Genomic DNA, 20726 nt, shown 5'->3' with positions numbered 1-20726 from the left:
CGCCCGTCGCCGTTCGATCTACCCGTCGGTAGCATCCTGGTCATGGCAGACACGCAGCAGGTGGACCCGAAGGCCGAGCAGAAGGCGGCCCGGCTCGCCAAGCAGATCAGCGGCTTCGCCACGGCACACGGCGGCGCCGAGGGACAGATCGCGTACCTCGGACAGCGCGGCGCCCGCATCGTCCTCGTCGGCGAGGACGGCGCCTGGGGCGACGTCTTCGCCCCTTCCATGGAGATCGCCGGGAAGGCCGTGGAGAAGGCGGGCATCACCGTCCACGAGAACTTCGACGGCGAGTTCGCGGCGAAGGTGAGGACGGGGCCGTACGAGTGGAGCCGCATGGCGGGCATCCAGGTCGGCGGCCCGTCCGACGGCTGAACGGCGGCCGGCCCGGCGGCGCGGGACCGTACCGGTGTGCGGTTTCGCCGCGTGGGCGCGAGCGGCCACGGACAGCCCGTACCCGGCGGACGCGCGACCTCTTCCGGGGTTCACCCGTTAGGACCTGTGACGCACACGGTCCACGACGGGGAGCCCCGGATGATCGAAACGCCCTCACTCGTGGACCAGTACTGCCACGGAGTACTCCGCACGGAGCTGGGCCTGGGCACCTTCGAGGCCCAGCTCGCCGCCACCGAGGGACCGCCCGCCCCCGGCACCACCCTCTTCGACACCCAGACCGGCTTCGCCGTACGCCGCTGGTGTCCGCCCCTGCTCGGTCTGGAACCGCACTGCCCGCCCGCCCGCTACCTCGCCCGGCGCCGTGAACTCGGCGTGCTCGAGGCCGGGCGGCGGCTGCTGCGGGGCAGCGGCATCACCGCCTACCTCGTCGACACCGGGCTGCCCGGCGACCTCACGGGACCCACCGAGCTGGGCACGGCCGGGGACGCCGAGGCGCACGAGATCGTCCGTCTGGAACAGCTCGCCGAACAGGTCGCCGACACCTCCGGCACCGTCGAGTCCTTCCTCGCCAACCTCGCCGAGTCGGTGCACGCGGCCGCCGCGCACGCCGTCGCCTTTACCTCCGTCGCCGGCGTACGGCACGGTCTGGCGCTCGCCCCCGAGCCGCCCGGACCGGGGGAGGTGCGGGGTGCGGCGGGGCGCTGGCTGGCCGCCCGCCGGGCCGGGGACGAACTGAGCGACCCCGTACTGCTCCGGCACCTGCTGTGGATCGCCGTCGCCTCGGGCCGACCCCTCCAGCTCCATGCCGGTCTCGCCGCACCGGGCGCCCGCGTCGACCGTACCGACCCGGTCCTGCTGACCGACTTCGTCCGGGCCACCGCCGGTCTCGGCACCGATCTGGTGCTGCTGCACGGCTACCCGTACCACCGTCACGCCGCCCATCTCGCCGGTGTCTTCCCGCACGTCTACGCCGACTGCGGCGCCGCCCTGGTGCGCACCGGCGCCCGCGCGGCGACCGTCCTCGCGGAGATCCTGGAACTCGCCCCCTTCGGCAAGATCCTCTTCTCCAGCGGCGCCCGCGGCCTGCCCGAGCTGCACGTCGTCGGCGCCCACCTGTTCCGCGAGGCGCTCGGCCGGGTGCTGGGCACCTGGGTCGCCGAGGGCGCGTGGTCGCTCGACGACGCCCAGCGGGTGGCCGGCCTGATCGCCTCGGGGAACGCGGGCCGGGTGTACGGACTGGCCTGAGAAGGCCGCCGTCAGCCGGCGGCGGGCTCCAGCCGTCCGGCGGGGCCGGGAGCCGGGACGGACGTCCCGCCGGCCGGGCGCTCGCGCAGCGACAGCAGGACCAGGAGCACCCAGATCCACATCACGCTCGAGCCGAACATGTGCAGACCGACCAGGACCTCGGGAAGGTCGGTGAAGTACTGCACGTAGCCGACGGCACCCTGCGCGAGCAGGATCAGGAACAGCTCGCGGGTGCGGGCCAGCGGGCCCTTGGGGGCGTCGACCGCCTTCAGGACGAACCACAGGGCGAACGTCAGCGTCACCACGACCCACGCCAGTACGGCGTGCAGCTTGCTGACCGTCTCCCAGTCGACCGGCATCCGCGGGACCTCGCTGGAGTCACCCGCGTGCGGACCGGCGCCGGTGACCACGGTGCCGACCAGGATGAGCAGCACGGAGACGCCGGTGAGGACCCACACCAGCTGCTGGACGGCCTTGCCGACCAGGGGCCGCGGGGCTCCGTCGCCCTCCCGAGTGCGGTACCACATCACCGTGGCCACCGCGAGGAGGGCCGCCGTCGCCACGAAGTGCGCCGCGACCGTGTACGGGTTGAGGCCGACGAGCACGACGATGCCGCCGAGGACGGCGTTGCTCATCACGATCCAGAACTGCGCCCAGCCCAGCCGGGTCAGGCCGCGCCGGTACGGCTTCTCCGAGCGGGCGGCGATGATCGCCCAGCCGACGGCGGCGCAGAGCACGTACGTCAGCAGGCGGTTGCCGAACTCGATGACGCCGTGCAGGCCCATCTCGCTGGTCGTGGTGAGCGAGTCGTCGGTGCACTTGGGCCAGGTCGGGCAGCCCAGGCCGGAGCCGGTCAGGCGTACGGCACCGCCGGTGACCACGATGACGACCGTCATGACGAGCGCGGCGAGGGCCGCCCGGCGGACGGTCCGGGGATCCGGGGTCCAGCGTGTGGCGATGAAGGCGAGCGGGTTGCGCAGGGCCGCCAGGGCGTCGGCGCGGGTCACGTTTGGCACGCGTCCCATCGTAGGACGTCGCTTGTGCACGCTTTCACGAGGGTCCGTCTCGGCCATCGCCCCTACTCCCAGCGGAAGAACTTCCCGGCCGCCGCGAGGCCCGCCACCGCCCACACGGCGAGGATCCCGAGGCCGGCCCACGGCACTCCGGCCCCGTGCTGGAGCACGTCCCGCAGGCCTTCCGACAGTGCGGAGATCGGCAGCAGGCCGAGCACGTCCTGGGCCGCGTCCGGGAACTTGTCCAGCGGTACGACCACCCCGCCGCCGACGAGCAGCAGCAGGAAGACCAGGTTGGCGGCGGCGAGCGTCGCCTCGGCCTTGAGGGTGCCCGCCATCAGCAGGCCGAGCCCGGAGAAGGCGGCCGTGCCGAGGACCAGCAGAGAGAGCACCGCGAAGGGGCCGCCCTGCGGGGACCAGCCGAGCGCGAGCGCGATCACCGTGACGAGGATCACCTGGAGGACCTCGGTGACCAGCACCGACAGCGTCTTCGCGGTCATCAGACCCCAGCGCGGCAGCGGTGACGAGGCCAGCCGCTTCAGCACGCCGTACCGGCGCTCGAAGCCGGTCGCGATGGCCTGCCCGGTGAACGCCGTCGACATCACCGCGAGCGCGAGAATGCCGGGGGCGAGGAAGTCCACCGCTTCGCCCTCACCGGTGTCCACCACGTCCACGGTGCTGAAGAGCACCAGCAGCAGCGTGGGGATGATCACCGTCAGCAGCAGCTGCTCGCCGTTGCGCAGCAGCATCCTCGTCTCGAGCGCGGCCTGCGCGGCGATCATGCGGGCGAGGGGTGCCGCGCCCGGCTTCGGTGAGTAGGCGCCGGTGGCGGTCACGAACGCAGCTCCTTGCCGGTCAGCTCCAGGAAGACGTCTTCGAGAGTGTGCCGTTCCACCGAGATCCGGTCCGGCATCACCCCGTGCTGCGCGCACCAGGACGTCACCGTGGCGAGCAGCTGCGGGTCGACCGTGCCCATGACCCGGTACGAGCCCGGGGCCACCTCGGCGCCCGAGGAGCCGGGGGGCAGCGCCTTCAGCAGGGACGCCATGTCCAGGCCCGGCCGTCCGGAGAAGCGGAGCGTGTTCTCGGCGCCGCCCCGGCACAGTTCCTCGGGGGAGCCCTGGGCGATGACCCGGCCGGCGTCGATGACCGCCACGTCGTCGGCGAGCTGTTCGGCCTCGTCCATGTAGTGGGTGGTGAGGATGACGGAGACGCCGTCCGCGCGCAGGTCCCGGACCAGGTCCCAGGTGGCGCGGCGGGCCTGCGGGTCGAGGCCGGCGGTCGGCTCGTCCAGGAACACCAGCTCCGGGCGCCCCACCACGGCCATCGCCAGCGCGAGCCGCTGCTGCTGGCCGCCGGAGAGCCGCCGGTACGACGTACGGCCGCAGGAGCCGAGCCCGAGGCGCTCGATCAGCGCGTCCACGTCCAGCGGGTGCGCGTGCAGCTTCGCCACGTGGCGGAGCATCTCGTCGGCCCGTGCGCCCGAGTAGACGCCGCCGGACTGGAGCATCACCCCGACGCGGGGCCGCAGCGCCGCCGACTGCCGCACCGGGTCGAGGCCCAGGACGCGCACCGTGCCGGAATCCGGCCGCCGGTACCCCTCGCAGGTCTCGACCGTGGTCGTCTTGCCCGCCCCGTTGGGGCCGAGCACGGCGGTCACGCCGGGCCGGGCCACCAGGTCGAGGCCGTCCACCGCGGTCTTCGTGCCGTACCGCTTCACCAGGGCCTGCACCTGGACCACGGGCTCACTTCGCATGGGTCACGAGTCTAGGGAGGCGGCCGGGGCGTCGGGGCGCCGGGTGCGGGAACTCCTCCCCGCGTGGCAAGAGGGCCGGTCGGAGGGGGCGCGGGCGGGGCCACCGGGTGCTCCGGAGGTGGCACCCGGCCTCGCCGATTTGATCGATCAAAGATCGTTTCCGCAGGTCACGTTAGGTATGCCTAAGTGATGCAGCGCACCTTCGGGCCGTCCGGACGCGGCTTGCCCGGCTCGGATGAATTACGCAACAATGGCGTTGTGAAAAACGTCGGCGAGGCTCCTCACGAGGAACTGGCGACCGGTGAGCGGTCCACCCGCAACCGTGTCGCCCGCTCCATCCTGGACCACGGCCCGTCGACCGTCGCCGAGCTCGCCGAGCGGCTCGGGCTCACCCAGGCGGCCGTACGCCGGCACCTGGACGCGCTGACCGCCGACAACGTCGTGGAAGCCCGCGAGCGGCGCGTCTACGGCGCGCGCACGCGCGGGCGTCCGGCCAAGGTCTTCGCCCTCACCGACTGCGGGCGGGACGCCTTCGACCAGTCGTACGACAAACTGGCCCTGGACGCCCTGCGGTGGATCGGTGAGCGGGAGGGCGGCGGCGAGGCGATCGCCGCGTTCGCCCGCGCCCGGATCGCGGCCCAGGCGGACGCCTACCGCAAGGCGGTCGAGGCCGCGGCCCCCGAGGAGCGGACGGAAGCGCTGGCCAAGGCCCTGAGTGTGGACGGGTACGCTGCGACTGCGCGCAGCGCGCCGGTCGGTGAGCAGCTCTGCCAGCACCACTGCCCGGTCGCCCACGCCGCCGAGAAGTTCCCGCAGCTCTGCGAGGCCGAGACGGAATTTTTCGCCGAGCTTCTCGGTACGCATGTGCAGCGCCTCGCGACCATCGCGCACGGCGACGGCGTCTGTACGACGTTCATCCCCAAGATTTCCCACCACGCATCTGAAAGCACGTCCGGGAGGAACCCCGCATGACTCTCCCCACGGAGACTGCCCACCCCGAGCTGGAGGGTCTGGGCACCTACGAATACGGCTGGGCCGACCGTGACGAGGCCGGTGCGTCCGCGCGCCGCGGCCTGAACGAGGACGTCGTCCGGGACATCTCCGCGAAGAAGGACGAGCCGGAGTGGATGACCAAGCTCCGCCTCAAGGGCCTGCGCCTGTTCGAGAAGAAGCCCATGCCGAACTGGGGCTCCGACCTCTCCGGCATCGACTTCGACAACATCAAGTACTTCGTGCGCTCCACGGAGAAGCAGGCGGAGTCCTGGGAGGACCTGCCCGAGGACATCAAGAACACCTACGACAAGCTGGGCATCCCGGAGGCCGAGAAGAAGCGCCTCGTCGCCGGTGTCGCCGCCCAGTACGAGTCGGAGGTCGTCTACCACCAGATCCGTGAGGACCTGGAGGAGCAGGGCGTCATCTTCCTCGACACCGACACCGCGCTGAAGGAGCACCCGGAGCTCTTCAAGGAGTACTTCGGCACGGTCATCCCGGTCGGTGACAACAAGTTCGCGTCGCTGAACTCCGCCGTGTGGTCGGGCGGCTCCTTCATCTACGTCCCGCCGGGCGTGCACGTCGAGATCCCGCTCCAGGCCTACTTCCGGATCAACACCGAGAACATGGGCCAGTTCGAGCGGACCCTGATCATCGTCGACGAGGGTGCCTACGTGCACTACGTCGAGGGCTGCACCGCGCCGATCTACAAGTCGGACTCGCTGCACAGCGCCGTGGTCGAGATCATCGTCAAGAAGAACGCCCGCTGCCGCTACACGACCATCCAGAACTGGTCGAACAACGTCTACAACCTGGTCACCAAGCGCGCCGTGGCCTACGAGGGCGCGACCATGGAGTGGGTCGACGGCAACATCGGCTCCAAGGTGACGATGAAGTACCCGGCCGTCTACCTGATGGGCGAGCACGCCAAGGGCGAGACGCTGTCCATCGCCTTCGCAGGCGAGGGCCAGCACCAGGACGCGGGCGCCAAGATGGTCCACATGGCCCCCAACACCTCGTCCAACATCGTCTCCAAGTCGGTGGCGCGCGGCGGTGGCCGTACCTCCTACCGCGGTCTGATCGAGATCGGCGAGGGCGCCCCGGGCTCCAAGTCCAACGTGCTCTGCGACGCGCTGCTCGTCGACACCATCTCCCGCTCGGACACCTACCCCTACGTGGACGTCCGCGAGGACGACGTGTCCATGGGCCACGAGGCGACCGTCTCCAAGGTCTCCGAGGACCAGCTCTTCTACCTGATGAGCCGCGGCCTGAGCGAGTTCGAGGCGATGGCGATGATCGTGCGCGGCTTCGTCGAGCCCATCGCCAAGGAACTGCCCATGGAGTACGCACTCGAGCTCAACCGGCTGATCGAGCTGCAGATGGAAGGCGCGGTCGGCTGAGCACCACGCCGTTCCGTCAAGCCCCTTACGCACAGGAAAGCGAGCACTACGACAGCCATGGCTGAGGCTCAGAACATCCCCGTGGGTTCCACCACCGCGGGCTCGATCGCGGTCGCCGCGGAGTCGACCGTCGCGACCCGCATGAGCGCGCCCCCCTCCTTCGACGTGGCGGACTTCCCCGTCCCCCACGGCCGCGAGGAGGAGTGGCGGTTCACCCCGCTGGAGCGGCTGCGCGGTCTGCACGACGGCACCGCCACCGCCACCGGCGAGGGCGTCAAGGTCGCCGTCGAGGCGCCCGAGGGCGTCACCGTCGAGACGGTCGGGCGCGACGACGCCCGGCTCGGCCGCGCGGGCGCCCCGGTGGACCGCGTCGCCGCCCAGGCGTACTCCGCCTTCGAGCGGGCCTCGGTCGTGACCGTGCCGAAGGAGACCGTCCTCACCGAGCCGATCCGCATCGCGGTGCACGGCGAGGGCGGCACCGCCTACGGTCACCAGGTGATCGAGCTCGGCGCCTTCGCCGAGGCGGTCGTGGTCATCGACCACACCGGCGACGCGGTGCTCGCCGCCAACGTCGAGTACCTGCTCGGCGACGGCGCCAAGCTGACCGTCGTCTCCGTCCAGGACTGGGACGACAAGGCCGTCCACGTGGGCCAGCACAACGCCCTCGTCGGCCGCGACGCCTCCTTCAAGTCGGTCGTCGTCACCTTCGGCGGCGACGTGGTCCGGCTCCACCCGCGCGTCGTCTACGCCGGCCCCGGCGGCGAGGCCGAACTGTTCGGCCTGTACTTCACCGACGCCGGCCAGCACCAGGAGCACCGCCTCCTCGTCGACCACAACGTCCCGCACTGCACGTCCAACGTCGCCTACAAGGGCGCGCTCCAGGGCGACGACGCGCACGCCGTGTGGATCGGCGACGTCCTCATCGAGGCCAAGGCCGAGGGCACCGACACCTACGAGATGAACCGCAACCTGGTCCTCACCGACGGCGCCCGCGTCGACTCCGTGCCCAACCTGGAGATCGAGACCGGTGAGATCGTCGGCGCCGGCCACGCCTCCGCGACCGGCCGCTTCGACGACGAGCAGCTCTTCTACCTGATGGCCCGCGGCATCCCCGAGCAGGACGCCCGCCGTCTGGTGGTCCGCGGCTTCTTCGCCGAACTCGTCCAGCAGATCGGCGTCCCGGACATCGAGGAGCGCCTGATCGCCAAGATCGAGGAGGAGCTGGAGGCCGCGGTCGCATGACCTTCGTACGCGCCTGTGGACTGGGCGAGCTGGAGGAGGACACCCCGAAAAGGGTGGAACTCGACGGCACGCCGGTCTCCGTCGTGCTCACCGAGGGGGAGGTGTTCGCGATCCACGACATCTGCTCGCACGCGAACGTCTCCCTCGCGGAGGGCGAGGTGGACGACTGCCACATCGAGTGCTGGCTGCACGGCTCGCGTTTCGACCTCCGTTCCGGCAAGCCCGACGCCCTCCCGGCGACGCGCCCCGTCCCCGTATACCCCGTAAAGATCGAAGGGGACGACGTGCTCGTCTCCCTCACCCAGGAGTCCTGAGGCACCCATGGCAACGCTTGAAATCCGAGACCTGCACGTCACCGTCGAGGCCGACAACGCCACGAAGGAGATCCTCAAGGGTGTCGACCTGACCGTGAAGCAGGGCGAGACGCACGCCATCATGGGCCCCAACGGCTCCGGCAAGTCGACCCTCGCCTACTCCCTCGCGGGTCACCCCAAGTACACGATCACCGGCGGCACCGTCACCCTCGACGGCGAGGACGTCCTGGAGATGTCCGTCGACGAGCGCGCCCGCGCCGGCCTCTTCCTCGCCATGCAGTACCCGGTCGAGGTCCCCGGCGTCTCCGTCTCCAACTTCCTGCGCACCTCCGCCACCGCCGTCCGCGGCGAGGCCCCCAAGCTGCGCACCTGGGTGAAGGAGGTCAAGGAGGCCATGGAGCGCCTCAACATGGACCCCGCCTTCGCCGAGCGCAACGTCAACGAGGGCTTCTCCGGCGGTGAGAAGAAGCGCCACGAGATCCTCCAGCTCGAGCTGCTCAAGCCGAAGGTCGCCATCCTCGACGAGACCGACTCCGGCCTCGACGTCGACGCCCTGCGCGTCGTCTCCGAGGGCGTCAACCGCGTCCGCGAGACCGGTGAGGTCGGCACCCTGCTGATCACGCACTACACGCGCATCCTGCGCTACATCAAGCCCGACCACGTCCACGTCTTCTCGGCCGGCCGCATCGTCGAGTCCGGCGGTGCCGAGCTCGCCGACAAGCTGGAGGAAGAGGGCTACGAGGCATACACGAAGGGTGGCGCATCCGAGTGACACAGCTGCCGGGCCTCCTCGACACCGAGGCGATCCGCAAGGACTTCCCCGTCCTGGACCGGCAGGTCCACGACGGACGGAAGCTCGTGTACCTGGACAACGCGGCGACCTCGCAGAAGCCGCGCCAGGTGCTGGACGCCCTGAGCGAGTACTACGAGCGCTACAACGCCAACGTCCACCGCGGTGTGCATGTGCTCGCCGAGGAGGCCACGGCGCTGTACGAGGGCGCGCGCGACAAGGTCGCGGAGTTTGTCAACGCGCCCTCGCGCGACGAGGTGATCTTCACCAAGAACGCCTCCGAGTCGCTCAACCTCGTGGCCAACATGCTCGGCTGGGCCGACGAGCCCTACCGGGTGGACCACGAGACCGAGATCGTCATCACGGAGATGGAGCACCACTCCAACATCGTGCCGTGGCAGCTGCTCGCGCAGCGCACCGGCGCGAAGCTGAAGTGGTTCGGGCTGACCGACGACGGCCGGCTCGACCTGTCCGACATCGACGAGATCATCACCGAGAAGACGAAGATCGTCTCCTTCGTGCTGGTCTCCAACATCCTGGGCACGGTCAACCCGGTCGAGGCGATCGTGCGCCGCGCCCAGGAGGTCGGCGCGCTGGTCTGCGTCGACGCTTCCCAGGCCGCCCCGCACATGCCGCTGGACGTGCAGGCACTCCAGGCCGACTTCGTGGCCTTCACCGGCCACAAGATGTGCGGCCCGACCGGCATAGGGGTGCTCTGGGGCCGCCAGGAGCTGCTGGAGGACCTGCCCCCGTTCCTCGGCGGCGGCGAGATGATCGAGACCGTGTCGATGAGCTCGTCGACCTATGCGCCGGCCCCGCACAAGTTCGAGGCGGGCACCCCGCCGATCGCCCAGGCGGTCGGTCTCGGCGCGGCGATCGACTACCTGTCGGCCATCGGCATGGACAAGATCCTCGCCCATGAGCACGCCATCACCGAGTACGCGGTCAAGCGCCTGACCGAGGTCCCGGACCTGCGCATCATCGGTCCCGCCACGGCCGAGGACCGGGGAGCGGCGATCTCGTTCACGCTCGGCGACATCCACCCGCACGACGTGGGCCAGGTCCTCGACGAACAGGGCATCGCCGTCCGGGTCGGCCACCACTGCGCACGGCCGGTCTGCCTGCGGTACGGAATTCCCGCGACCACGCGAGCGTCGTTCTATCTGTACTCCACGCCGGCCGAGATCGACGCACTGGTCGACGGCCTGGAGCACGTACGGAACTTCTTCGGATGAGGAGCTGAGGCGTGAAGCTGGACTCCATGTACCAGGACGTCATCCTGGACCACTACAAGAACCCGCACGGGCGTGGTCTCCGGGACGGCGACGCCGAGGTGCACCACGTCAACCCGACGTGCGGCGACGAGATCACGCTCCGCGTGAAGTACGACGGCACGACGATCAGCGACGTCAGTTACGAGGGGCAGGGCTGCTCCATCAGCCAGGCCTCCGCCTCCGTGCTGAACGACCTGCTGGTCGGCAAGGACCTCGCCGAGGCGCAGCGGATCCAGGGGACCTTCCTGGAACTGATGCAGTCCAAGGGGAGGATCGAGCCCGACGACGCGATGGAGGAGGTCCTGGAGGACGCGGTCGCGTTCGCCGGGGTCTCTAAGTACCCGGCCCGGGTGAAGTGCGCCCTCCTCAGCTGGATGGCGTGGAAGGACGCGACGGCCCAGGCGCTGGGCGCCGACGCCGAAAGGACTACGGCATGAGCGAGACCCTGGAGACGAAGCCGGCCTCGGAGGAGGAACTCCGCGAGGCTCTGATGGACGTCGTCGACCCCGAACTGGGCATCGACGTCGTCAACCTCGGCCTCATCTACGGCATCCACGTCGACGACTCCAATGTGGCGACCGTCGACATGACCCTGACCTCCGCGGCCTGCCCGCTGACGGACGTCATCGAGGACCAGGCCAAGTCCGCCACGGACGGTCTGGTCAGCGAGCTGCGCATCAACTGGGTGTGGATGCCGCCGTGGGGCCCCGACAAGATCACGGACGACGGCCGTGAGCAGCTGCGGGCGCTGGGCTTCAACGTCTGAGCGAGCGGTTCGGTCGAGTGGCCCCCGGCATCCTGCCGGGGGCCACTCGCATGTGATCGTCCCTGGCTACGATCGCCGTCATGGGGTACGTACTGCTCGCCGGAGCCATCGCAGCGGAAGTGGTCGGGACGACCGCCATGAAGTACAGCGAGGGATTCACCCGGCTGTGGCCCTCGGTCGTCACCGTCGCCGGGTACCTGGTGGCGTTCGCCCTGCTCGCACAGACCCTGAAGACCCTGTCGGTCGGGACGGCGTACGCCATCTGGTCCGGGGTCGGGACGGCCGCCATCGCGGTGATCGGCACGATGTTCCTGGGCGAGGGACTCACCGCCGCCAAGGCCGGTGGCATCGCGCTGATCATCGCCGGGGTGGTGGTGCTCAACATGGGCGGGGCGCACTGACGGCGGTGTGCCGCCTCGGACGGGGCCGTTCGACGGCGTGTGTGCCGCTCCGGGCGGGGTTGTCCGGCGGTGGTGTGCGTCGCGCTCCGGGCAGGGCTGTTCGGCGGTGGTGTGCCGTTCCGGACGAGGGTTGTTTCGCGAGTGTGTCCGCTCCGGCCGGGCTGTCCGGTGCTGGTGTGCGTCGCGTTCCGGGCGGGCTGTCCGGTGGTGCGCGTGCCGTTCCCAGCCGGGCTGTCCTGTGGCCGTGCGTCGCCCCGGCGGGGCGACAGACGGTGGGGCCGCCGTCCGCGTGGACCGCACGCTGAGACGTGCTCCGCACCGGTTCGCGTCCGTGGCCGCCGGTTGGTTAGGTTGCCCTCATGACCGACACGACTGCTCACAGCACCTCCGGCGCGGTGGCCGCCGGCCTCGCCACCGTCGCCGCCGACGGCACCGTTCTCGACACCTGGTTCCCCGCCCCCGTCCTGGCCGACGAGCCCGGCCCGTCCGGCACCGAGCGGCTCTCCGCCGAGCAGGCCGCCGAACTTCTGGGCGGCGGCGCCACCGCGGCGGTCGGTCCGGACGCCCGCCGCGGCGTCGAGGTGGTCGCGGTCCGCACGGTCATCTCCTCGCTCGCCGAGAAGCCCGTCGACGCCCACGACGTCTACCTGCGCCTCCACCTGCTCTCCCACCGCCTGGTCCGGCCGCACGGCCAGAACCTGGACGGTATCTTCGCCCACCTCGCCAACGTCGCCTGGACCTCCCTCGGCCCGGTCGCCGTGGACGACCTGGAGAAGGTGCGGCTCAACGCCCGCGCCGAGGGCCTGCACCTGGCCGTCACCTCCGTCGACAAGTTCCCCCGCATGACGGACTACGTCGCCCCCAAGGGCGTCCGCATCGCCGACGCCGACCGCGTACGGCTCGGCGCGCACCTCGCCGAGGGCACCACCGTCATGCACGAGGGCTTCGTCAACTTCAACGCCGGCACGCTCGGCACGTCGATGGTCGAGGGCCGTATCTCGGCCGGTGTCGTCGTCGGCGACGGCTCCGACATCGGCGGCGGCGCCTCCACCATGGGCACCCTCTCCGGTGGCGGCAACGTGCGCATCACCATCGGCGAACGCTGCCTGGTCGGCGCCGAGGCGGGCGTCGGTATCGCCCTCGGCGACGAGTGCGTGGTCGAGGCCGGCCTGTACGTCACCGCGGGCACCCGCGTCACCCTGCCCGACGGTGAGGTCGTCAAGGCCCGTGAACTGTCCGGCGCCTCCCACATCCTGTTCCGCCGCAACTCCGTCACCGGCGCCGTCGAGGCCCGCCCGAACAACGCGGTCTGGGGCGGCCTGAACGAGGTCCTGCACAGCCACAACTGAGCCGGCCGTCACCCCCGTACGCTCTCGTACGGGTTACTCCCCGTGACTTCGGGGTCGTTTTGGCAGATGAACGGGTGGACACAGGGTCCGATCAGAAGCCGGGACGACTGACATACAGAAATGGGGACGAACGGGCGATGACGAACGAGTGGGTGTGGGGCGTGTTCCGCTGTGCGGTCGGAGTGATGGGAGTGGTGGCCGTGCTGATGCTGTGCGGCACACTGGCCGGTTCCGCACACGCGGACGAGACCAACACGGCCTCCCACAACGGTCACCGCGTCGGACTGATCAACGCCAACGTCGGTCAGATCGACGACCCCGCCGAGGACGTACTGGAACACACCCTGCTGTTCGGGGACGGGTACGCCTGGGACTGAGGGCCGCTTCGGCGGGCCGGACCGCAGCGCGTGGAAACGTGACGCGGTCCGGCCCGCCTTTTTCTGTGAAGTCGCTGCGCGGTGGCATAGCGGGAGCCGCCCGCGCGCGTCCATAGGGGCGCGGGGAGCGGACACAGGGGCCGCTCCCGGGTGAAGAGAAGGTGACGATGGATGACCAGGCGCAGGAGAGTTTCCGGGAGTTCGTGGCGAACCGGTCGTCCGCGCTGCTGAAGACCGCGGTCCTGCTGAGCGGCGGCGACCGGCACGCGGGCGAGGACCTGCTGCAGAACGCGCTGATCAAGGCGGTGGGCCGCTGGCACCGCATCGACGAACCCGAGGCGTACGTACGGCAGATCCTCTACCGGCAGCAGATCAGCCGCTGGCGGCTGAAACGGCGCGGGCGGGAACTCAGCGTGGCCCAACCGCCGGAAGCGGGTACGGACGGGGGCGCCGTCTCGGCCGACGCGGAACTGCGCCTGCTGATGCGGGGCGCGCTGGCCCGGCTGACCGCGCGCCAGCGCACCATGCTGGTACTGCGCTATTTCGAGGACCTTCCCGAAGCCGAGGTGGCCCGCATCCTGGGCTGCTCGGTGGGCACGGTGCGGTCCACCACCCACCGTTCCCTGGCCCGGCTGCGCGCCCTCGCGCCCGAACTGCGCTCCCTCGGCCGGTCCGAGGCCGGGCGACGGCCGTCCGGTGACCACTCACCCGTGGAGGTGCGGTCGTGAACGTCGACGAACTCGTGCGTGACGCGTTGCGTGAACAGGCGGCGGAACTGACCGCGCCCGGACCGGGATTCGCCGACCGGGTGCTGGCGGTACGGCGGCGCCGGGTCCGCGGGCTGGTCGCCGTCGCCGCCGCCGTGGCGGCCGTCGTCGCGGTCGCCGTCGGAGTACCGCTGCTGGACACCGGGAAGGAGGACGTCCGCCCCGCGTCCGTCCTCGACGGGAGCGGTGTATCCGCGCACCCGGACCAGTCGCCGCCGCGCGACGCGATCGCGGCCGGGCGGTCCGTGCTGGCCGCCTACTACAGGGCGGAACCTGTGGCCCGGTCGGGCGACCGAGGGGTGCTGACCCGTACCTACTGGCTGCTCGACCCGGAGACCGGGACGTACGAGAAGGACGACCGGTGGTCGTTCGTCGCCGTGGCGCCCGGTGCGCGTACCGCGGCCGTACTGGAGCGGACGTTGCCCGCCCGGCGGATCGGCATCCTCGACCTGGCCTCGGGACGCGTCGACCGGTGGATCACCGTCGACCGCGGAGTCGGCGGCCTCGCCTACTCGCGCGACGGGAGCAGGCTCGTCGCCACGACCTACGGTGAACACCCCGATCTGATCACGCGGGTGAAGGGTTCTTCCGGAGACATGGCCTGGGTGTCGCCGTTCGGCAGCCACTCGTCCCGGAGCGGCTTCTACGTCCTGGACGCGGCCGACGGCAGGGGCGACTGGAGCCCGGTCGCGGACCGCCGGGACATCAACGGGCGGCAGGACTTCTCGTTCTCCCGGGACGGCCGGCTCGTGTACTCGCAGGTCATCGGGGGCAAGGACGGACTGCAGCAGTTCCACGACCTCGACGGGGACACGGTTCCCGCGCCCGCGAACGAACGGCACCTGCGGTCCGACGTCTCCGCGCGGCTGTCACCCGACGGCAAGCTGGCCGCGCTCGGTCTGACGGCCGAGGCCAAGGACACGTCCTGGTCCGGGATCCGTGATCCGTACACGGGCGAGGAGATCGCCCGGGTGCGCGGGGCGCAACTGCTCGCCTGGGTGGACGACCGGCGGCTCATCGCCTGGGAGCGGGCTCCCGGGTCGGAGGAGTACCGGCCGCGGCTGGTACTGGTCACCATCGGCAGCGAGAAGGTCGTACCGCTCAGCGGGGTGCGTGAGCCGGACGAGGCGTTCGGGACGGTGGAGTGGGAGCCGGTCTTCGTCGAGCGTCGCTCCTAGCCGGGTTCCGTCAGGAGCGCGTGTGCCGCCCTGAGCCCGTCGGTCGTCCTCCGGTCGGCAGGCCTCAGCGGTGGGCGGACCGGGCCTGCGGGGAGACCCAGGGCGGTGAGGAGGGCCTTCGCGGTGACCGTGCCGGGGAGGCCGTCCGCCATCATCGCCTCGATGAGGGGGGTGGCCCGGTGCTGGAGGCGGGCCGCCCTCGTCGTGTCGCCCGCGTCGAAGGCGTCCAGTACGGCGCGGATGCGGGCGGGGGCCACGTTGGCGACCGTGCTGACGCAGCCGGCGGCGCCCACCGCGTAGAGGGCCAGGTTGTGTTCGTCGCAGCCCGCGTAGTACGCGAGGCCGGTGCGGGACATGACCTTCTGGGCGGCCAGGAAGTCGTACGAGCAGTCCTTGACCGCCTGGACGCGGGGATGTTCCGCCAGGCGGAGAAGGGTGTCCGGCTCGATGCGGACTCCGGTGCGGGACGGGATGTCGTACAGGGCGAGGGGGAGGGAGGTGGCCTCCGCGACGTCGAGGAAGTGGGCCTCGATCGCGTCCTGCGGGGGTCTGCTGTAGTACGGGGCCGACACCAGGAGGGCGTCCGCGCCCGCCTTCTCCGCCTCGCGGGCCAGTCGTACGGTGTGGGCCGTGTCGGGGGTGCCGACGCCCGCGACGATCGTCGCCCGGGTGCCGACGGCCTGGCGTACCGCCCTGATGAGGGACGACTTCTCCGCGTCGGTGGTGGTGGGGGACTCGCCCGTGGTTCCCGAAAGGACCAGGCCGTCGCAGCCGTGGGTGACCAGGTGGTCGGCCAGGTGCTGGGCGCCGTCCGGGTCGAGTGCGCCGGCGGGGGTGAACGGGGTGATCATCGCGCACAGGGTGCGGCCGAGGGGTGGGGTCATGGGGGTAGTGTCCGGCGAGGAGCGGTGAAGGTCTACTTACATGTTGTGCCTGTTACCGGTAAGCGTTGCTTTATGGATAGCGCCGGTGTGGTGGGGGTACCCGGGGTTCCCGACCCGAGAGGAGGCGCATCGTGACCGGAACCATCGAGCGACGGCCGGTTCGCGACGAGCACAGCGTGGGTGAGCTCGTCGGACAGGCCACCGAGCAGATCTCCCGGCTCGCACGGCAGGAAGTGGCGCTCGCCAAGGAGGAGCTGGCGGAGAAGGGGCGCCGCGCGGGGCGCGGCGGCGGGATGCTGGGTGCGGCGGGGGCGTTCGGTTATGCGGGGCTGCTCGCGCTGGCCGGTACGGGTGTCGCCGCGCTGGACCTGGTGCTGCCGCTGTGGGCGGCGGCGCTCGTCGTCACGGGACTGCTGTTCGCCATCGCCGGTGTGCTCGCTCTCGCCGGTCGTGGACAGTTGCGCCGGGCCACGCCGCCCAAACCCGAGCGGACGCTGGGCAGCGTGAAGGCCGATGTCGAGGAGATCAAGGGAAGGGCGCACCGATGACGCACGACATGAGGCGCGCGGGGTCCCATGTGGATGCGGACGCGGAGGCCGCGGGGCGCGGGGCCAAGGGACCGGACGAGCTGCGGCGGGAGATCGAGCGGACGCGGCATGAACTCGGCGACACCGTGGAGGAGTTGGCCGGGAAGATGGATGTGAGGGCACGGGCGCGGGCGCGGGCCGACGACCTTCGGGACCGGGCCGGGGCGATGACCGTGCAGATGCGGAGCGGTGCGGCCCACGCCGGGGAGGTCGGCATGCGGCATCGCAAGCCGGTGATGATCGCCGGCGCGGTGGCCGCGGTCGTGGCGGGTGCGGTGATGGTGCGGCGCCATCGGCATTGAGCCGTCCGTACCCACGGCGCGGCGCCTTCGGCGGCGTGGGGGCGGGGACGGGCCGGGAGTACCCGTCCTCGGTCCGGCGCGGCCCGGGCGCCCTCAGGCGCCCGGGCCGACGCGCCGGCCGCGGCGGGCGGACACCTCCGCCCCGTCCCCTCACCGCCGTGGGCGGCTGTTCCTCCCTACGGGCGGAAGCGCAGCACCTGCGGGTCGTGGTCGCTGATCTGGTCGTGGAACTCCGCGTTGATGTGCACGCTGTCGTACGTGAAGGCGCCGCGGCGGATGGACGGACTGATCAGGATCTGGTCCAGGGCCTGGCTGTTGCCCTGGTAGACGTAGGAGTAGCGCTCGGACCGGGGGAGGGACTTGACCGCCGACCAGAGGGTCCCCCTGCCTTCGAGGATCTCCGTCGTCTCCGAGAACTCGAAGTCGTTGATGTCGCCCAGGGCCACCACGTCGGCGTTCTTCTGGGTCTTGAGGATCTTCGCCGTGAAGTCGTGGACGGCCTTCGCCTGGAGATGGCGCTGGGTCTCCGAGCCGCGGACCGGGGGCTGGTACTGGGAGGTCAGGCCCTGGTCGCCGCCCTTCGAGGCGAAGTGGTTGGCGATGACGATGACCGTGCGGCCCCGGAAGGTGAACTCGCCGGCGAGCGGCTTGCGGCTGTCGTCGAAGGCCTCGGACGTCGGGTCGACGCGGCCGGGGGAGAGGGTCAGGGCCGCCTTGCCGCGGATCTTCGTGACGCCGGTGGCGGTCGTGGCGTCACCGCCGGCACGGTCCGTGAAGGAGACCCGCGCCGGGTTGAAGAGGAAGGCCTGGCGGATGTTGCCGCCCGGTTCACCGCCGTCCTGCTTGTCGGCGGGGTCGATGGAGCGCCAGTCGTAACGGGGACCGCCCGCCGCCTCGATGGCCTCGATCAGCCTGGCCATCGTCAGGTCGGCGGCGACCGTACCGTCGTCGGTGGCGCCGTTGTTGTCCTGGATCTCCTCCAGGGACACGATGTCGGGCGACCTGAGGTTGTTCACGATCGCCGCGGCGTGGGCGGCGAAGGTGTCGTCGCCCGGGTCGAGGTTCTCGACGTTGTAGGTGGCGACGGCCAGTTCGGTGCCGCGCTGCTCGCGGGTCGTCTCGCGCCGCAGACCCGCGCTCTCGAGCGTGCCCAGCTCGCTCGCCACGAGGGTGTAGCCGCCGTACTGGTTGTAGTCCAGGGGGCCCGCGGTGGTGCCGGCGAGGGTGTCGCCGACGTTCGCGTCGGGGAAGTCGGACGCCTTGCCCAGCGACTGGATCTGGAGGCGGCCGGTGTTCTGGGCGTCGTAGGAGCCGTAGACCGTGCCGCCCCGGCGGTTGCGGTGCTCGTACGGCTTCACCGTGACCCAGAGTTCGGTGTACGGGTCGGTGGCGCCCACCACGCGCGTGTCGGAGACCTGGACGGTCATGCCCTCCAGTGACTCGTAGAGGTCCAGGGCGTACCGGGCGGGGCGCAGGGGAAGCGCGTTGACCGAGCCGTTCGGCTCGGGGGTGTAGGCGGCGGGGACGGAACGCGCGTCGAGGGTGGTGGCGGCCGGCAGCGGGTTGCCGCTGGAGGTGACCGTGAACGTGGGGCGGGTGATCTCCGTCAGGGACTGGTTGCCCGAGGACGTGCCGCCGGGGACGTACTCCGAGACCGTGCCGGAGACGGTGACGGCGTCGCCGACCGCCACACCCTTCGGGGTGGAACTCGTGAAGACGAAGACGCCCTCGCTGGTGGCCGGGTCGGCGTCCGGGGCGGGATCCTGGATCCAGAAGCCGCGGGACGAACCGTAGGTACGGACGCCGGTGACGATGCCGGTCACGCCGGTGACCTGCTGCCCGGCCAGCGGTGAGGTGCGGGTGTCGCCCTGGATGTCATGGACGCGCACCGTGTCGGCGTGCGCGGGCGACGTGAGGACGACGGCGGACGCCGCGGAACATGCGGCGGCGACGGTGAGCGCGGCGAGACGCGCGGACTTTCTCGGCAACGGATTCCCTCCCGGGACGTGTGACCCACCCTCTTCTACGCGCGTCAATCTCCAGCCGGGCCCCGCCACTTGTCAAGGTTCCGGCCATGTACGCCCGCTGAAGAGGAGATGAAGCGGGCGGCATGGGGGGAAATCCGTCTAGGCTGAGTGGCCGAGTCGTGAGAGGCCTAGGAGAAACAGCCGATGTCAGACAGCTCCATCCTGCCGCCTGCGCGGCTGCGCCCCGAAGCGGAGCTGGCGCACGACGCCCTGTCCACCCCGGTGCTCTCCCGGGCCGCCCGGCTCGCCCGCTGGGCCGGACCGGACACCAGGGTCGACGCCGGCGCCGGGCTCGTCGACGAGCAGCTGCCGGCGGCCGCCGCGGAGCTGGGGCTGACCGGGGAGGACGCCGCCGCCGACGCCAGTGAGGCCTGGCGCGTCGCCGTGGACACCGGGCTCGTCGAGGTGGTCGACGAGGAGGAGGGGACCGTCACCGCGGGGGACGGGCTGGGGGTGCTCACCGGGGGGTCGCCGCAGGACGTGCTCGGAGTGTGGCTCGCGGCCCTGGAGACGGTGCTCGATGACGCGAGCGTTCCGGACCTGGACGGACTGGCCGACGCCCTCGCCGAGGGGGAGGGGCCCGGGGAGATCGACTTCGACGCGCTGGGCTGGGACCCGGAGGCCGAGGCGGAGTTCCTCGACGGCGTGCTCGGGAACCTCTACCTGCTGACCGTGGGCGGGGAGGACGCCGACGGGACGATGGTGCCGTTGCCCGCGCTGGCCGCGTCGGTGATCGTGCCCGAGGACATGGCCGAACCCACCGACGACGTCCTGGAGCGGATCTCCGACGCGATGATGCGGCTGGACGACCAGTTCCGCATGCTGGAGCCGGCCGGGCTCGTGGAGTACCGGCCGGTGGACGAGGCGCTGATGGCCGACGCCGACGAGGAGCCCGCCGCGCCGGTCGACGACACCGACGTCGCCCGGTACGGCATGGTGCGGCTGACCCCGCTCGGACTGTACGGACTGCGCGCCCGGCTGCTGGAGGCCGGGTTCGAGGCGCCGGCCGTCGGCGACCTCGTGGACAAGGGCGCGGACGCGCTGCTCGACGGCACCGCGGACTTCCCGCCGGCCGCCGCCCACGCGGAGACCGCGCAGTGGCTGGACCGGCGTGATCCGCTCCAGGCCGCACGCGAGCTGCTGGCGGCGGCACGCGGGGCGGACCAGGGCGCGCCGCTGCGGCGGCTGCGGTGCCAGCAGGCGCTGTCACTGGTCGGTACGGCGGCGGAGCCCGCGCTGCGGGAGGTGCTGGACGATCCCGAACTCGGCGGGCTGGCCCGGGTGTGGCTGGCCGAGCACGGGGCGGCCGACGTGCCGCCGCCGTCCGAGGCCCTGATCTTCTGGCTGACCATCGACACGGTCGCCGCCCAGCTCGCCGCCGAGGGCAACTCCGAGGAACTGCGCTCCCTGGTGGAGGGGCTGGCGCGGCAGCACGGCGGCTTCTTCGACACGGCCTGGCGGGTGGAGCACCCGGCCACCGCGGACGTGCTGGAGGCCATGGGGCGGCTGCACCCCGACAAGCGGATCGCGAAGGAAGCGAGGAAGGCGGCGTTCAAGGCGCGGTCGCAGCACGGGAGCTGAACGCCGCGCCGCTCGCGCGCGCGTGACCGAGCCGGCGGCCGCTCAGCGGGCCGGGCACCTGCGCCGTGCCGTTCGCGCTCGCGTGAC

23 protein-coding genes are annotated in these 20726 nt (G+C 71.3%); 18 read left to right on the top strand and 5 right to left on the bottom strand.

Going from position 1 to position 20726, the window contains the following annotated elements:
* The first annotated feature begins 42 nt into the window (after positions 1-42).
* Both IH50_RS0107600 and IH50_RS0107595 read left to right on the top strand, forming a co-directional pair.
* Complete coding sequence (locus tag IH50_RS0107600; protein WP_030858671.1) at positions 43-375, top strand: hypothetical protein; 333 nt, start codon at positions 43-45, stop codon at positions 373-375.
* A gap of 159 nt (positions 376-534) precedes the next feature.
* Positions 535-1641 carry an amidohydrolase family protein gene (locus IH50_RS0107595; protein WP_030858669.1) on the top strand — a complete coding sequence of 369 codons (1107 nt, stop codon included), beginning with the start codon at positions 535-537 and terminating at the stop codon, positions 1639-1641.
* 11 nt (positions 1642-1652) lie between these two features.
* Here IH50_RS0107595 and IH50_RS0107590 read toward each other — a convergent pair whose 3' ends face one another.
* Genes IH50_RS0107590 through IH50_RS0107580 form a run of 3 tightly spaced genes read right to left on the bottom strand, consistent with a single transcriptional unit; the run spans position 1653 to position 4410 of the window.
* On the bottom strand, positions 1653-2666 hold the full coding sequence (locus IH50_RS0107590) for a COX15/CtaA family protein (protein WP_234328108.1): 1014 nt from the start codon (positions 2664-2666) through the stop codon (positions 1653-1655).
* Positions 2667-2719: 53 nt separating this feature from the next.
* Positions 2720-3490, bottom strand: a complete 771-nt coding sequence (locus IH50_RS0107585; protein ID WP_030858666.1) for an ABC transporter permease — start codon at positions 3488-3490, stop codon at positions 2720-2722.
* Entirely contained in the window at positions 3487-4410 is a 924-nt protein-coding gene (locus IH50_RS0107580) for an ABC transporter ATP-binding protein (protein ID WP_063759472.1), read from the bottom strand. The genes IH50_RS0107585 and IH50_RS0107580 overlap by 4 nt, the downstream gene beginning before the upstream one ends.
* Positions 4411-4668: 258 nt before the next feature.
* Here IH50_RS0107580 and IH50_RS0107575 point away from each other — a divergent pair, with 258 nt between their 5' ends.
* The 13 genes from IH50_RS0107575 (at position 4669) to IH50_RS0107515 (ending at position 15258) form a co-directional block, all read left to right on the top strand.
* Complete coding sequence (locus IH50_RS0107575; RefSeq protein ID WP_030858664.1) at positions 4669-5382, top strand: helix-turn-helix transcriptional regulator; 714 nt, start codon at positions 4669-4671, stop codon at positions 5380-5382.
* Positions 5379-6800 (top strand): Fe-S cluster assembly protein SufB, encoded by a 1422-nt coding sequence (gene sufB / locus IH50_RS0107570; protein WP_030820938.1) that lies wholly within the window; start codon positions 5379-5381, stop codon positions 6798-6800. Before IH50_RS0107575 ends, sufB begins: the two co-directional genes overlap by 4 nt.
* Before the next feature lie 57 nt (positions 6801-6857).
* Entirely contained in the window at positions 6858-8042 is a 1185-nt protein-coding gene (gene sufD, locus IH50_RS0107565; RefSeq protein ID WP_030858663.1) for a Fe-S cluster assembly protein SufD, read from the top strand.
* Positions 8039-8356, top strand: coding sequence for a non-heme iron oxygenase ferredoxin subunit (locus tag IH50_RS0107560; RefSeq protein WP_030858662.1), 318 nt, complete (start codon positions 8039-8041; stop codon positions 8354-8356). Before sufD ends, IH50_RS0107560 begins: the two co-directional genes overlap by 4 nt.
* Before the next feature lie 7 nt (positions 8357-8363).
* Positions 8364-9128, top strand: a complete 765-nt coding sequence (gene sufC / locus IH50_RS0107555) for a Fe-S cluster assembly ATPase SufC (RefSeq protein ID WP_030858661.1) — start codon at positions 8364-8366, stop codon at positions 9126-9128.
* Positions 9125-10381, top strand: a complete 1257-nt coding sequence (locus IH50_RS0107550) for a cysteine desulfurase (protein ID WP_030858659.1) — start codon at positions 9125-9127, stop codon at positions 10379-10381. Before sufC ends, IH50_RS0107550 begins: the two co-directional genes overlap by 4 nt.
* Before the next feature lie 11 nt (positions 10382-10392).
* Complete coding sequence (gene sufU / locus IH50_RS0107545; protein ID WP_030858657.1) at positions 10393-10857, top strand: Fe-S cluster assembly sulfur transfer protein SufU; 465 nt, start codon at positions 10393-10395, stop codon at positions 10855-10857.
* A complete protein-coding gene (locus IH50_RS0107540) occupies positions 10854-11186 on the top strand; it encodes a metal-sulfur cluster assembly factor (RefSeq protein WP_030858655.1) in 333 nt (110 codons plus the stop codon). Before sufU ends, IH50_RS0107540 begins: the two co-directional genes overlap by 4 nt.
* Before the next feature lie 80 nt (positions 11187-11266).
* On the top strand, positions 11267-11587 hold the full coding sequence (locus tag IH50_RS0107535) for a DMT family transporter (protein WP_030858653.1): 321 nt from the start codon (positions 11267-11269) through the stop codon (positions 11585-11587).
* Positions 11588-11946: 359 nt separating this feature from the next.
* A complete protein-coding gene (dapD, locus tag IH50_RS0107530) occupies positions 11947-12936 on the top strand; it encodes a 2,3,4,5-tetrahydropyridine-2,6-dicarboxylate N-succinyltransferase (protein ID WP_030858651.1) in 990 nt (329 codons plus the stop codon).
* Positions 12937-13073: 137 nt separating this feature from the next.
* Entirely contained in the window at positions 13074-13313 is a 240-nt protein-coding gene (locus tag IH50_RS0107525) for a hypothetical protein (protein WP_030858649.1), read from the top strand.
* Positions 13314-13480: 167 nt separating this feature from the next.
* Entirely contained in the window at positions 13481-14041 is a 561-nt protein-coding gene (locus tag IH50_RS0107520) for a SigE family RNA polymerase sigma factor (protein ID WP_030858647.1), read from the top strand.
* On the top strand, positions 14038-15258 hold the full coding sequence (locus tag IH50_RS0107515) for a hypothetical protein (RefSeq protein WP_030858645.1): 1221 nt from the start codon (positions 14038-14040) through the stop codon (positions 15256-15258). The genes IH50_RS0107520 and IH50_RS0107515 overlap by 4 nt, the downstream gene beginning before the upstream one ends.
* Here IH50_RS0107515 and dapA read toward each other — a convergent pair.
* Positions 15255-16142, bottom strand: coding sequence for a 4-hydroxy-tetrahydrodipicolinate synthase (gene dapA, locus IH50_RS0107510; protein ID WP_030858643.1), 888 nt, complete (start codon positions 16140-16142; stop codon positions 15255-15257). The genes IH50_RS0107515 and dapA overlap by 4 nt on opposite strands.
* Before the next feature lie 131 nt (positions 16143-16273).
* Between dapA and IH50_RS0107505 the strand changes: the two genes are divergently transcribed.
* Positions 16274-16690, top strand: coding sequence for a phage holin family protein (locus tag IH50_RS0107505; RefSeq protein WP_030858641.1), 417 nt, complete (start codon positions 16274-16276; stop codon positions 16688-16690).
* A complete protein-coding gene (locus tag IH50_RS0107500) occupies positions 16687-17031 on the top strand; it encodes a DUF3618 domain-containing protein (protein WP_030858639.1) in 345 nt (114 codons plus the stop codon). The genes IH50_RS0107505 and IH50_RS0107500 overlap by 4 nt, the downstream gene beginning before the upstream one ends.
* A 176-nt stretch (positions 17032-17207) precedes the next feature.
* Here IH50_RS0107500 and IH50_RS0107495 read toward each other — a convergent pair whose 3' ends face one another.
* Positions 17208-19019: an endonuclease/exonuclease/phosphatase family protein gene (locus tag IH50_RS0107495; RefSeq protein ID WP_030858637.1), complete on the bottom strand. Its 1812-nt coding sequence runs from the start codon at positions 19017-19019 to the stop codon at positions 17208-17210.
* 183 nt (positions 19020-19202) lie between these two features.
* On the opposite strand from IH50_RS0107495, the gene IH50_RS0107490 reads away from it, so the two are divergent.
* Entirely contained in the window at positions 19203-20639 is a 1437-nt protein-coding gene (locus tag IH50_RS0107490) for a hypothetical protein (protein WP_030858635.1), read from the top strand.
* The last annotated feature ends 87 nt before the right edge of the window (positions 20640-20726 follow it).

Source organism: Streptomyces sp. NRRL S-37 (assembly GCF_000721605.1).
Taxonomy (GTDB): Bacteria; Actinomycetota; Actinomycetes; order Streptomycetales; family Streptomycetaceae; genus Streptomyces.
This window is presented reverse-complemented; position numbering and strand designations above follow the sequence as displayed.